This is a genomic window from Pseudarthrobacter sp. AG30 (assembly GCF_003116525.1).
Classification (GTDB): Bacteria; Actinomycetota; Actinomycetes; order Actinomycetales; family Micrococcaceae; genus Arthrobacter.
This window is the reverse complement of record NZ_QEHL01000016.1, coordinates 30816-43833: the sequence shown is the minus strand read 5'-3', so window position 1 is coordinate 43833 and position 13018 is coordinate 30816. Positions and strand designations below refer to the sequence as shown.

The window sequence follows — 13018 nt, the reverse complement described above, 5'->3', positions numbered from 1 at the left end:
ATCCAGGTCATTCTGGTTGCGAATATACCCGCCGCGTCATGCTGGGGACCAACCGCGTGCGGTGCCGCCCGGACTGGCGGGAGGCTTTACCCGGCGCGCAGCTGCCAAGGTAAGTTAGGAACCGTGAAGATAGCTACCTGGAATGTGAATTCGCTCCGTGCCCGCGCCGACCGTGTTGAAGCCTGGCTCCAGCGCAGCGACTGCGACGTCCTGGCCATCCAGGAGACCAAGTGCAAGGACGAGAACTTTCCGTGGGAGCTCTTTGAACGGATGGGCTACGAGGTTGCCCACTTCGGCGTAAACCAGTGGAACGGCGTGGCCATCGCCTCCCGTGTTGGACTTGAGGACGTGGAGCGGACATTCTTGGACCAGCCCTCGTTCGGCAAGGCCGGCAAGGACCCCGTCCAGGAGGCCCGCGCCATGGCTGCCACCTGCGGCGGCGTCAGGGTCTGGAGCCTGTATGTCCCCAACGGGCGTTCCCTGGACGACGAACACATGCCTTACAAGCTCAAGTGGCTGGAAAGCCTGAAAACGCACGCCCAGGGCCTGGTTACGGACAACCCGCAGGCGCAGGTCGCATTGATGGGCGACTGGAACATCGCCCCGTTCGACGACGACGTCTGGGACATCGACTTGTTCGTCAACAACCGCTACACCCATGTCAGTCCGCCGGAGCGTGCGGCGTTCCATGCCTTCGAGTCCGCCGGCTTCACCGACGTTGTGCGCCCCTATACCCCCGGCCCGGGCGTCTACACGTACTGGGACTACACCCAGCTCCGGTTTCCCAAGAAGGAAGGCATGCGGATCGACTTCATCCTGGCCTCCCCCGCCTTGGCAGCCCGGGTCACCGGCGCCTCGATCGACCGCGAGGAACGGAAAGGCAAAGGCGCCTCGGACCACGCTCCCGTGCTGGTGGAGCTGGCGGACTGATGACAGCCCCCTGCGCCCATCCAAGGAGACCGTCATGACGGGAAACCTCTACCGGGGCCAGGCAGGCCTGCCATTTTCCTCCACGCTGCGCGTCTACGAACCCTTGGACGCCTTTCCGGCGGAACAACGACCCGCCCTCCAGGCCGCCGGCGAGCGCGCCGCATCCCGTGCCGCCGTCGAAAACGCTGAACTGCTGGCCTCGCTGGGACGGATCACCCGCTCCGGCGGTGATCCGTTTCCCACCGGGCGCACCGACCTGGTGCGCGTCACCACCGCGCCGGCACCGGACGGCGGAACGGCCGACGACGGCGCTGCCGCCGGCACCGCGCCAGTGTTGCTGTACTGCCCCAGCCAGCTCGTCCTGCGCGCCGGGCTGGCCGCCAACGCCCTGATGGAAGGGATCCACGGCCCGCTGGCGGAGCTGCTGATCCCTGAGGAACAGCGCGACCGGCACCAGGAGCGGATCGACCTGGTGAAGGCACGGGACGGATCCGTCCGCGTGCACACGCGGGCCTCCACCTGGGGCATCCCGTTCAGTTGGTTCTCGCTGTTCATGGAGTCCGACCGCAAGGACGTCGTGGAAGCCGCCGGCCGCATCCTTACGGTCCGCGTCTGGGCCCCGATCACAGACGCCTTGGAGCGGGCCCGCTACGCCGTGGCCAACCTGGCGCTGGCCGCCCCGGACCTTGACATGCTTGACGACCTGGCACAGCTGACCGAATGGCTGGAGCTGTTCCACGTGAACTCCATGGTGGAGCTGGACTATGGTGCCGTCGCAGACAAGGTGTACCCGGACGAATCACCCATGGACATCAGGCTGGGCATCGAGTGCCTGGCTGAGGGCGACATGACCGGCGCCGCGGCCGCCTATCGCAGGCTCGCCTCGCGCTGGATCCCTATCCGGCAGCTTGCCCGCGCTTCTTGAGGCCGTTTCACGCCTTGGGCGGCGCGGTGGTGCGCCGGATAATCAGTTCATGCGGAGCAACGGCGGACCGGACGGACCCGATGTCCCCGTCCAGTTCGTCCAGGAGCATCTTGGTGGCCAGTTCGGCCTGCTCATCCGGGCGTTGCCCAACGGTGGTGAGGCCCATGGCCTCCGCGAAGTCGTGGTTGTCGATCCCCACCACTGACAGTTCGCCGGGGATGTTAACGCCGAGGCGGTTGGCTTCGAAGATGACCCCCATGGCCATTTCGTCAGACGCGCAGAAGATTGCTGTGGGCTTCGGCCCGGAACCGGACCAAAGGCGGCGGAAGGCTTCCTGGCCGCTGCGCACCGTGAAGTCGCCCCATTCGTCCCACTCCGGCCGGGTGGCAAGGCCTGCGGCGGCCATGACGTCCTTGAACGCCAGGATGCGCACCCTCGGGACGTCGAAGTTGAGGTCGGTCTCGTCGTCGCCGTGCAGCAACGCGATGTCCCGGTGGCCCAGGTCGATCAAGTGCCGGACCGCTGTTGAGGCTGCCGCGTAGTCGTCAATGCCGATGTAGGGGCACTCTTCGACGTGGCCGCCCACCACCACCAGCGGGATGTCGATTTTTTGCAGGTGTTCGATTTCTTCGTGGCTGAGCGCCATGCAGAGCACCAGCAGGGCATCGATCTGCTTGTAGACCATGGTCTTGCTGAAGAGCCGCTCGCGGTTGCTGCCGTGGCCGCCGAGGTTGAACAGGGAGAGGTTGTAATGCCGGGCGTGCAGCTCGCGGTCCGCACCCTCAATGGCCTTGGAGAAGAACCAGCGGCTCACGAACGGCGCCAGGACGCCAATGGTCTTGGTGCGTCCCGTGGCCAGTCCGGAAGCAGAGGACGATGCCACGTAGCCCAGGTTTCCCGCGACTTCGAGGATTTTCTCCCTGGTGGCCGGCGAGACGCGGGGCAACCCACGGACGGCGCGGGAGACGGTTGCGGTTGAGACTCCGGCGGCCGCTGCCACGTCCTCGATGCTGACGCCATTATGGCCGCCCCGTTGGGACCTTTCCGTTGTCCGTGCCACCGTGTCCCCTCATAACTCCTGCGCGGCGCAGAGCCGGCTGGCCCTGCGTCTACCCCCAAGCCTCGTATTTTTCCATTCCGCGGCCGGGCAGTGGTAACTGTGGCGGGGACCGCTGTTTTTAAGTGCGCCTACTTGCGGGCCGGCAGCCTACGCCGCAGGCGCACCATTCCGTACAGGGCCAGCAGGGTTGCCAGCAGGCCCAAGGCCCAGCCAATGGCCGGCTGCGCGGTAATTTCCATCCACACAGTGACCACCAGGAGGACCACCGCCCAAAAACCAAGGAAACCGATGATGATGTCGAAATCCTCGCCCGACCTGACCAGCCGGCTGCGGTTGCCCGCCCCCGCTGGTGTGCGGGGGCGGGCACCGTGATCCGTCACTTGACCGCACCTGCCGTGAGGCCGGCGACGATCTTGCGCTGGAAGACCAGGACCAGGATCACCAGCGGAATGGTGACAATGGTGCCGGCGGCCATGATGGCCGTGTACGGGATCTGGTTGGGCTGTGCACCGGCGAAGTTGGCGATGGCCACCGTCACCGGCTGCGTTGCGTCGCTGGACAGCTGGCTGGCAATCAGGAACTCATTCCACGAGGAAATGAAGGCCAGGATTGCGGTGGTGAAGATTGCCGGAGCAGCGAGCGGCATGATGACCTTGCGGAACGCCTGCCCCTGGGTGCAGCCGTCCACGCGGGCTGATTCCTCGAGCTCCCACGGCATTTCCCGGAAGAACGAGGTCATGGTGTAGACCGTCAACGGGAGCACGAAGGAGATGTTCGGGATAATCAGCGCCTGGTACGTACCCATCCAGCCGATGTTGGTGAACAGCTGGAACAGCGGGGTGATCAGGGCAACGCCGGGGAACATGGAGGCACCCAGGATGAAGCCGAGGACCAGGAACTTGCCCTTGAAGTTCAGGCGGGCCAGGGCGTACGCGGCGAAGACACCAATCAGCAGGGACACCACCGTCACGACGCCGCCGATGAACACACTGTTCAGCAGCGCCTGCCCGAACCTGTTGCCAAAGGACGTATCGAAGGCAGTCTTGAAGTTGTCCAGGGTGACATGGGTGGGGAGGATCGAGGTGTCGTAGGTGAAGCCCACCTCACGGAACGCCGTGACCACCATCCAGTAGGCCGGGGCAAGGCACCAAAGCAGCACGATGACCGCACTGATGTAGGTCCTGCCCTGTGCCCACTTTTCCCGGTTCTGGGCTGCCTTGCGGCCCTTGTCCTGCCGGGCCCGCAACGCCGAGGCGTCTGCTGTTGCCGTGGTCATTTCTTCCCCTTTCCTGTGGCGCCGCTCTGCTCAACCACGTTTGCCCCGAGGAAGCGGACAAAGATGAAGGCGACCAGGAAGATGATGATGAACGTGATGGTGGACAGGGCAGCTGCCGCGTTGAAGCCTTGCCTGATCTGGTTGATCACCAGGATGGACAAGGTGGTGGTGTTGTTGGCACCGCCGGTGAGGATGTACGGCAGGTCGAACATGCGAAGCGCATCCAGGGTACGGAACAGGACTGCCACCATCAGCGCGGGCTTGACCAAGGGCAGGGTAATCAGGCGGAACCGCTGCCAGGCAGTGGCGCCGTCCACCTTGGCGGCTTCATAGACTTCCGCCGGAATCATCTGCAGGCCCGCCAGGATCAGCAGAGCCATGAAGGGGGTTGTCTTCCAAACGTCCGCGATGACAACGGCCCACTTGGCCGGCCATTCGCTGCCCGTCCACAGGATGGTGGTGTTGAACAGCTTGTTGGCAATGCCCTCGAAGGCGAAGATGAAGAACCAGAGCTTGGCCGTCACGGCGGTGGGGATGGCCCACGGCACCAGGACAGCTGCACGGACCAGGCTGCGGCCGCGGAATTCACGGGCCATGATCATGGCCATCCAGAAACCCAGAACGGTTTCGAATGCCACCGTGACGACGGTGAAGAAGAATGTCGTAGCGGTGGCGGACCAGAACTGGCCGCCCAGGGTGCCGGGCGGGCAGGCAACAGTTCCGCCGGCAGGGGCCGAACACTGCTGTGCGAGCCAGTTCACATAGTTCTGGATGCCGGCCGGCCCACCTGCGGTGAACAGCCCTGTGGCAGGGTCCAGGCCGGCGTCCTTCTGGAAGGACATGACGATGGCGCTGATGATCGGGTAGACGATCACGATGCCCAGGGCGATGATGGTGGGGGCGAGCAGCCAGGAAGCCCAGCGTCCCTGGCTGGCGATCCTGTTGTCCTCGCCTACGCCCTTGGGCGCGTGATGGACGGGGGTCCCGCCCGACGCCGGTGACTTTACCGGCGTCGGGCCTAGTTCGGTTGCCATGGCAGGACTACGATCCCGCACCGGCGGATTCGATGGATTTCTGCATGTCAGAGAGTGCGGAGTCCACTGTCTTTTCTCCCTTGATAGCGGAGTAGGCGTTGTCTTGGATTGCCTTGGTAACAGCCGGGTAGAAAGGCGTCACAGGACGCGGTACGGCATTCTGGATGGACGTCTTCAGCACCGGCAGGTAGGGCAGCTTGGCAACGAGTTCCTGGTCGTCATACAGCGATCCGAGAACCGGAGCCAACGAGCCCTGGGTAGCGTAAAACTTCTCGGTCTCCGCCGAGGTCATGAACTTCATGAAGTCAAGGGCAGTTGCCTTGTTCTTGGAGTACACGCTGGTGGCAAGGTTGTGGCCGCCGAGTGAGGATGCCCCAGGTCCATCCTTGCCCGGGAGTGCAGCCAGCCCCGTCTTGTCCTTGACGGCCGACGAACCTTCAGTAGTGATCAGGTTGAAGGCGTAGGGCCAGTTGCGCAGGAACAGGAGCTTACCGCTCTGGAACGCCTGGCGGCTGTCCTCTTCCTTGTACGTGATGGCTTCCTTGGGAATGTTGCCGTCAGCGTAGGCCTTGGCCAGGTTCCCCAGGCCGGCCTTGGCCTCGGCAGTGTTCAAGTTGGGCTTGCCGTCCTTGTCCAGGACGGAACCGCCGGCGGAGTTAATGGCCTCGGACGCATTGACCGTGAGGCCCTCATACTTGCTGAACTGGCCCGCGTAGCATCCGATGTTGTTCTGCTTGGCGATGGAGCACATGCCCATCATCTCGTCCCAGGTCTTGGGAGGGGTGGGTACCAGGTCTTTCCGGTAGTAAAGGATGCCGCCGTCCGAGGTTTTCGGGGCCGCATACAGGGTGCCCTTGTAGGTTGCGCTGTCCACAGTCGGCTTGAGCATGGCGCTGGTGTCGATCGCCATCTTGTCCTTCAGCGGCTGCAGCCAGCCCTTGGCTGCGAATTCAGCGGTCCAGACGACGTCCACATCCACGACGTCGTAATCCGACTGCTTTGCCTGGAAGTGCTGGACAAGGTCGTCATGCTGCTGGTCGGCCTGGTCGGTCTGTTCCTTGAAAGTGACTTTTTCGTTCGGGTGGGCCGCGTTCCACTTGTCCACCAGGGGGCGCACCACGTTGCTGTTGTCTTTGCCCTGGACGTAAGTGATGGGGCCGCGGCCGTCGAGGTTGGCGCTGGCGTCACCGCCTCCACCGCCGCCCCCGGTGGTGCCCCCTCCACCTCCACCGCCACAGGCGGACAACGTCAGGGCCAGAATGCCGGCAGTGGCAGCCGGAAGCAGGAATCTCGGGGTTTTCATTAGCTTGAAGCTCCTCGCTGAGTGACAAGTAAGTCGACAGTGCGCTTGCTAGGTGAGGTTGATGTGGTGACCATCACACTAGTAAGGTTGCTGTCTGCAATGCAAGCGTTTACATCAAAAAGTTATCAGAGGGGAACCAAATGACCGATCCAGCCGTTCCGGTGCCGGGCCCAACCCCTTCTGCATGGTGGGCGGACGCCGTGGTTTACCAGATTTATCCCCGGTCGTTTGCAGATGGCAACGGTGATGGCATGGGCGATCTCCGCGGCGTCACGGGCCGTCTTTCCTACCTGGAGTCCCTTGGAGTGGATGCCATCTGGCTCTCTCCGTTCTACAAGTCGCCGCAGGCAGATGGCGGATACGACGTGGCCGACTACCGCCAGGTAGACCCGCTCTTCGGCTCCCTGGAAGATTTCGACGCCATGTTGCAGGAAGCTCACCGGCGCGGCCTGAAAGTCATCGTGGACCTGGTTCCGAACCACACCTCTGACGAGCATGCCTGGTTCCGGGAGGCGTTGGCGGCACCCCCGGGGAGCCCTGCGCGGGACCGATACATGTTCAGGGACGGCAAGGACGAGGTCCCGGGATCCGGCGACGGTGGCCGGGCCCCCAACAACTGGAAATCCGTGTTCGGCGGGCCGGCCTGGAGCCGGGTTCAGGAGGCCGACGGGTCGCCGGGCCAGTGGTACCTCCATCTGTTCGATACCAAGCAACCGGACCTGAACTGGGACAACCCGGAAGTCCAGGAGGAGATGCGCTCCGTGCTGCGCTTCTGGCTGGACCGCGGTGCGGACGGCTTCAGGGTGGACGTGGCCCATGGACTGGTCAAAGAGGCAGGCCTTCCTGACTGGGACGGAGCCGCGGCCATGGTGGAAGGAACAACGGGTCCGCCCAGGGAAAGCCACCTGCCCGGGGATGCTCCCCACGCCCACACCGATGCCGAGGAGCCGCACCGGGCCGTCTCGCCGATGTACCCGCCATCGCCCTTCTTCGACCAGGATGGCGTGCATGAGATCTACCGCGACTGGAACCGGGTCCTGGCCGAATACGGTGGGGACCGGATGATGGTGGCGGAAGCCTGGGTTGAACCCGCCGAACGCCTGGCCAGGTACGTCAGGCCGGATGAGATGCAACAGGCCTTCAATTTTGATTTCCTGCTGGCCGGCTGGGATGCCGGGCGGATGGCTGACGCCATCAATGCGTCCTTGGCAGCGGCCGCGTCCGTGGGCGCTCCGTGCACGTGGGTGCTCAGCAACCACGACACCGTGCGGCACAGCACAAGGTTTGGACTCAAGGATCCGACCACGTTCCCGAAGGGCATAGGCGCCGGTGACGAACAACCGGACGCTGCCCTGGGCCTTGCCCGTGCCCGCGCCGCCACGTTGGTTGCGCTGGCATTGCCGGGTTCGGCCTACCTCTACCAGGGGGAGGAGTTGGGGCTTCCAGAGCACACCACCCTTCCCGACGCGGCCAGGCAGGATCCGACATTCTTCAGGACCCAGGGCGCCGAGATCGGCCGCGACGGGTGCCGCGTCCCGCTGCCATGGGCCCAGGGCGAACCGGGGTTCGGGTTCTCCGGCGGGGACTCCGGCCAGGCGCCCTGGCTCCCGCAGCCGGACAGCTTCGGCCCCCTGGCTGCGGACCAGCAGGACGGCGAGGAAGGTTCAACCCTTGAGCTCTACCGGGCCGCTCTTGCGTTCAGGTCGGCGCGCCACCTTGGCAGGGGAACCGTTGAATGGACAGATGAGCACGCGCCGGACAGTGGGCTGCTGGCATTCCGGAACGGAGATGTCATAGTCCTGTCCAACCTGGGCTTCGCCTCGGCACCTGTGCCCAACGGTTACACCGTAGCGCTGTCCAGCGGGCCTCAACCGGCCAGCGACCGGGCAGCGATGCGGGAAGTTCCCGTGGACTGCACCGTCTACCTCCTTGAGGACTGACCCGCAGGAGGACTGACAGTCGGGCCCGCATGCAGTTCAGCGGACCCGCTCAGCCCGGCTGAAGCGCGTCCGCGCCCCGGCACCGATGTGGATGAGGACCGGAATCTCCTTGCCCACCACGGCGTCCAAGGCGTCCAGGAGCCCCGATACCTCGGCAGCCAACAGGTGTGGCGCCACACCCTGGCGGGGCAAGAGCCGGACCTTGAGCGCGGGCGAGCCCTTCACGTCATAGGTGGTGACGGTGGAACCGGCAAGGTCTGGACGCCCCTCAAGGGCCTGCTTGAGCGCCTGTTCGGCGACGCCGCCTCCGATCCGGACATCGCCGGGAACATCACCGGGGTCGTACTCGGCCGCGAGGACGTTGGCCCGGCCCTTTCCCTGTTGCGCAATCCAGCCCACCATGAGTCCCATGAGGACCAGCAGCGCCAAGGCCACCGCGATCCACAGCCAGCTCTCCTGCTGTCCGGGGAAACGGGTGGAATTGAAGGCCTGGGTAATGCCTTCCCACGCCCCGGAGGCCCAAGCGTGCCACCACGGACCGATTGCGGGCACAACTGCCAGCAAGACCAGCAGCAGGCCCGCCGTCAGCAGGACAACGCCCAGCAGGGTGAGGAGGATCCGGTTCAGCAGGGCAGGGGTACTGGTCATGCGCCGATTACCCCGGACGGGGCCACGTTGACGCGGGCAACGGGGGCAGGTTCCAGCTGCATCTGGTCCAGTTCATCGCTGACTGCGGCAAGGACGCGGCCCTGGTCCACCGCAACACCGGAGGTGGGCCGGACGTTCACCAGGACCTGGCGCTGGGAGACCACCACCATGACTTGCTCCGGCGTGACGTTCGCCGCCAGCCGGGCACGGCGTGCGATCGAGGACGCCACGACTTCGTCGTCCACCACCGCGGCCGAGGACCCGCCACGACGGACGCCGGCCAGCTGGTGGCGCGCCCGCCGTCCCGGAAGTATCCCGTTGAGCAAGAAAATCACACCCAGCATGCCCAGCACCCCGCCGATCGCTCCCAGCAGCAGTGGCGGTACGCCGGACGGCAGATCCACGATCCGTTGGGCCGCCACCTGCGGCTCAATCAGCCAGGCAGGCTGCCCGACGGCATGGACACCGGATTCGAGGACGCCGTAACCGGCCAGCACCAGGACCAGGACGGCAGCTGCGATCGAGACCGCGGCGCGCGTCGAATGCGTCTCGCGGTAGGTGATCCGGCGCATGTCCGGCCCGTCGTTCCCCCGGGCACCAGCCCTTGCACGGCGGTTTTCCACGCTGCCGCTCATTGCACCCGCCCTCCTGTGCTGATCTTTGCCCCGCTGATGCGGATATCCACCCGGCTCAGCCTGGAACCGCTGAGCTCCGAGACCGTCTGCAGAATGGCCGCCTTCGCCTTGACCGTGCGATCCCAGATGGATCCACCGGATCCCTGGACCCGCGCGGGATCAAGCACAATCGATTCCAAAGGCGGGATGCTGATGGGCGCCACGAGGGACAAAGCCAGCAGGCCGTCGTCGTCCGTCCAATCCGCCCGCACGTCCTGCGCCTCGACGCCCAGGGCCTGTGCGGCGGCCGCCTTGGCGAGGCTGGTCAATGCCTGTGTACTGATCCGGTTGTGGCCGCTGAGCGCCTGCCCACTCGCAACGGGCGCTGGTGAACTCATGAGGATGAACGCCGGCCGATGATGGCATCGATCACGCCGCGCAGATCCAGCTTCCCCTCGGCGGCGCGGCCCAGGACGGCACCGATAGCCATGAAGAGCAGGGACGCGATGAATCCCCACAAGCCGAACTGCAATGACATGAAGGCCACGAAGGCGCCCATGGCCGTACCCGCAACGGTGAGGTTCACAGCAACGCCTCCCGGTCCACAGCCGCCGGCGTCGCCGGCTTGACCGGCGGTGGCACGTACACGTCCGTGATCTCGACATTCACTTCAATGACCTGCAGGCCGACCAGTTCTTCGACGGCGCGGTAAACGGCGGCGCGGACGTCATTGGCCAGCGAGTGCAAGGGGGTCCCGTAACTTGCCACCAGGGTGATATCCACGGCTACCTGCGTTTCGCCCACTTCCGCGTGGACTCCGGCTGCATGGTCCGAACTGCCGACGGCATCACGGATGGCACCCAGCGCACGGGACGGAGCCGAGCCAAGGGAATAGACGCCGGGAACGGACCGTGCCGCGATTCCCGCCACCTTGGCTACGGCGGTTTCGGAGATTACGGTGCGCCCGGGCCCCGGACTCGTCACCGGGCTGGCGGCAGGACGGCTTGGCACCACGGGTTGTGGGTTCTGGTCTTCCATCAGGCACTCCCCCTTCTGTTGATTCCACCCTATCCCCAGCCTGCGACAGATGCGCCGGAAACACTGCGGGGCGCCGCGCCCAAGCTTCTGCCCGACGGAAAAGGCCCAGGCGGGGAAGCCCCCAAGGACATCCCCGCCTGGGCGGTATACGGCCGGAATTTACCGGCGGTGGATCAAGAAAGGCCTACTTGTAGAGGCCCTCGCCGCCTACCCGCACGTTGGTAGGCAGGTAACCGAACGGGCCAAGGCCGTTCCGGCCGAAGCTGCGGTCAACCTGCGAGACGCCGTTGCGGAAGTTGATCTTCACGGTCGGCGACAGCGAGCCGCCGCGGACGCCGTTGACGTTGTCGATGAACGACTGCACCAGGCCGCCGGGCTGCACGTAGTGCGAATAGGCCTGGAACTGCCGCCCGTTCTGCTTCGCGGAGGGGCTCTCCGGTGCGTTGGCTGCCAGGTTGAGGTCCGTCGGGGATCCCAGGGCAAGGCCGCTGTTGTTCATCGGCTGGAAGTCGGAACGGATGCCGTCGCCCGCGAAGCCGTAAACGCCGTCGGGACCGCGCATACCGGCTGCATAGGTGAACTGGTGGCTGATGGTGAAGAGGTAGTACTTGTTCTTCCCACCCTCATTCTGGATGAAGATCTGCGGCCGTTCAGTCTGGTCGTTCACACAGTTCGCCGAAAGGATCGGCGGGAGGAAGGACCACTTGGTCAGGTCCTTGTTGTCGGCCACAGCGAGGCCAACGTTTGCGGTCTGGTAGTAGGCGCCGCTGTTCTGGACGTCGCTGACGTTTTCGGCGTGGGGATCGCCCGGCTTGTAGCCGAGGTCCTCGTCCTTGCATTTGTAATCGCCGCGGGTGCCGCCGGTGTTGCCTTCGAAGACCATATAGGTCTTGCCGGGGTGGGCCGGGTCAACGAACGTGTAGGGGTCGCGGAACGCGAAACCGGGGTTCTGCGCCTTGGTCTGGTACATCTTGCCGTCCGGTTCCAGCAGCTTGGTGTGCTGGAACCCATCAAACGTGACGCCGTTCTTGTCAGCATGGATGTTGCCCAGGGCCTTCGCGATCGCAGCATCGGGGGCAATGCCGCCGCCACCGGCATTGCGCTGGGCGATGTCGTAGAACGTGGTGGCCGTGTAGAACACGTTGACGTGGTCACCCTGCATCAGGCGGGTGGAGCCGGACCACTCGGTGTTGCCGATGGAGGTGTTGTCCAAGAACAGGTGGCCGCCGTAGTTCCACTTGTCCTTGGCCGGGTCAGCGTTGGTCTTGCGGAAGAAGTAACCGATCCGGGCATTCCAGTGGCGCTGGTCGAAGCCGTAGCCGGCGTGGCGGTCAGCCACCAGGGAGAAGATGACATCCCAGCCCTTGTAGCTGATCTGGTTGGCATTCTCGTCGGTCAGGGACCAGGTGTCCCAGACCCAGACGTCGTCGTTCATGGTGGGGAAATCCTGGGGAATCTCCGGCATGGTGACGTCGGGGCTCATGGAGTTTTCACCCGGAGTGACCGTCGAGTCGCTCTGGGCCATGATCTGCTTGGCGTCGGCACGGGTCCACTTGGACGTGAAGTCCGACGCCGGATCGAACGCCTGCTGCGTATGTCCGGTCGGGAGGGGGAAGCCCGGAGCGGGTGCCGGCATCTGCTGCACGGCGGGCGGATCGGACGGCTCGTTCGCCTGCGCCGAGGGGACGGCCAGGAAGGCCGAGGCGGCGACGGCCGCGGCCAATGCTGCGGCGGCGGGGCGCCACCGCAGCATCCGGTTTTGGGGGTGCTTGTGCATTGTTGCTCTTCTCGCGGAGTTGTAACTGTTCGTGGAAGACGGGCATATGCCCATTGCCCCGAGAACATCCGCGGCCCCGGCAACACCTCAGGTGCCGTCGGAGACGCCTTTGTGTGTCGGGAATCAGCAGGGCCTGGGTAGGGCCCCGGGCAGATGGGAAGCATGCTTCCCCTTGCCGCGATCCACGCTATGGGGCATCCCGCAGCCATTTCAAACCCTGTTTCAGCGCTCCGAATGACCTACCGGCGGGTAGGGTGCAAGCGCTTACGCAATCCAATGCGCGCGCGTGCCACAACGGTTTGGCGCAGGTCAAATGTTTCGTGGCATGGTCGATTTTTTTGTTTCAACCTGCCCGGATGTTGCGCAGGCCACTGGCTGAGCCGAGGCCAGAGAGCCTCTGCGGCGGGCCCCTTGGGGGGAGAATCGCGTGCCGGTTTCGAGGCCGGGCAACCAATGGGGGCAATGCCGGACAC

At 64.9% G+C, this 13018-nt stretch carries 14 protein-coding genes; 3 read left to right on the top strand and 11 right to left on the bottom strand.

All coding sequences use genetic code 11. From position 1 onward, the window contains the following. The first annotated feature begins 123 nt into the window (after positions 1 to 123). Both DC347_RS13675 and DC347_RS13670 read left to right on the top strand, forming a co-directional pair. A complete protein-coding gene (locus DC347_RS13675) occupies positions 124 to 930 on the top strand; it encodes an exodeoxyribonuclease III (protein ID WP_026264965.1) in 807 nt (268 codons plus the stop codon). A gap of 34 nt (positions 931 to 964) precedes the next feature. Then, the gene (locus DC347_RS13670; RefSeq protein WP_018763102.1) at positions 965 to 1855 is read left to right on the top strand and encodes a hypothetical protein; all 891 of its coding nucleotides are present in this window, start codon (positions 965 to 967) and stop codon (positions 1853 to 1855) included. A gap of 7 nt (positions 1856 to 1862) precedes the next feature. On the opposite strand, the gene DC347_RS13665 is transcribed toward DC347_RS13670, so the two are convergent. The 5 genes from DC347_RS13665 to DC347_RS13645 all read right to left on the bottom strand — a co-directional run bounded on the left by DC347_RS13665 (position 1863) and on the right by DC347_RS13645 (position 6528). After that, positions 1863 to 2915, bottom strand: a complete 1053-nt coding sequence (locus DC347_RS13665; protein WP_018763101.1) for a LacI family DNA-binding transcriptional regulator — start codon at positions 2913 to 2915, stop codon at positions 1863 to 1865. A gap of 128 nt (positions 2916 to 3043) precedes the next feature. Beyond that, positions 3044 to 3295: a hypothetical protein gene (locus tag DC347_RS13660; protein ID WP_018763100.1), complete on the bottom strand. Its 252-nt coding sequence runs from the start codon at positions 3293 to 3295 to the stop codon at positions 3044 to 3046. After that, complete coding sequence (locus DC347_RS13655; RefSeq protein WP_109045843.1) at positions 3292 to 4191, bottom strand: carbohydrate ABC transporter permease; 900 nt, start codon at positions 4189 to 4191, stop codon at positions 3292 to 3294. The genes DC347_RS13660 and DC347_RS13655 overlap by 4 nt, the downstream gene beginning before the upstream one ends. Next, complete coding sequence (locus tag DC347_RS13650; RefSeq protein WP_109045842.1) at positions 4188 to 5225, bottom strand: carbohydrate ABC transporter permease; 1038 nt, start codon at positions 5223 to 5225, stop codon at positions 4188 to 4190. Before DC347_RS13650 ends, DC347_RS13655 begins: the two co-directional genes overlap by 4 nt. Before the next feature lie 7 nt (positions 5226 to 5232). Then, positions 5233 to 6528 carry an ABC transporter substrate-binding protein gene (locus DC347_RS13645; protein ID WP_109045841.1) on the bottom strand — a complete coding sequence of 432 codons (1296 nt, stop codon included), beginning with the start codon at positions 6526 to 6528 and terminating at the stop codon, positions 5233 to 5235. Positions 6529 to 6779: 251 nt separating this feature from the next. On the opposite strand from DC347_RS13645, the gene DC347_RS13640 reads away from it, so the two are divergent. After that, positions 6780 to 8468, top strand: a complete 1689-nt coding sequence (locus DC347_RS13640) for a glycoside hydrolase family 13 protein (protein ID WP_109045918.1) — start codon at positions 6780 to 6782, stop codon at positions 8466 to 8468. Between the two features lie 36 nt (positions 8469 to 8504). On the opposite strand, the gene DC347_RS13635 is transcribed toward DC347_RS13640, so the two are convergent. The 6 genes from DC347_RS13635 to DC347_RS13610 all read right to left on the bottom strand — a co-directional run bounded on the left by DC347_RS13635 (position 8505) and on the right by DC347_RS13610 (position 12545). Then, a complete protein-coding gene (locus DC347_RS13635) occupies positions 8505 to 9116 on the bottom strand; it encodes a hypothetical protein (RefSeq protein ID WP_018763095.1) in 612 nt (203 codons plus the stop codon). Then, entirely contained in the window at positions 9113 to 9751 is a 639-nt protein-coding gene (locus DC347_RS13630) for a hypothetical protein (protein ID WP_109045840.1), read from the bottom strand. The genes DC347_RS13635 and DC347_RS13630 overlap by 4 nt, the downstream gene beginning before the upstream one ends. Continuing rightward, entirely contained in the window at positions 9748 to 10128 is a 381-nt protein-coding gene (locus DC347_RS13625; RefSeq protein ID WP_109045839.1) for a hypothetical protein, read from the bottom strand. The genes DC347_RS13630 and DC347_RS13625 overlap by 4 nt, the downstream gene beginning before the upstream one ends. Beyond that, on the bottom strand, positions 10125 to 10316 hold the full coding sequence (locus DC347_RS13620) for a membrane protein (RefSeq protein WP_018763092.1): 192 nt from the start codon (positions 10314 to 10316) through the stop codon (positions 10125 to 10127). The genes DC347_RS13625 and DC347_RS13620 overlap by 4 nt, the downstream gene beginning before the upstream one ends. After that, positions 10313 to 10768 (bottom strand): Asp23/Gls24 family envelope stress response protein, encoded by a 456-nt coding sequence (locus tag DC347_RS13615; protein WP_109045838.1) that lies wholly within the window; start codon positions 10766 to 10768, stop codon positions 10313 to 10315. Before DC347_RS13615 ends, DC347_RS13620 begins: the two co-directional genes overlap by 4 nt. Positions 10769 to 10952: 184 nt before the next feature. Then, on the bottom strand, positions 10953 to 12545 hold the full coding sequence (locus DC347_RS13610) for a glycoside hydrolase family 68 protein (RefSeq protein ID WP_018763090.1): 1593 nt from the start codon (positions 12543 to 12545) through the stop codon (positions 10953 to 10955). Positions 12546 to 13018: the final 473 nt, after the last annotated feature.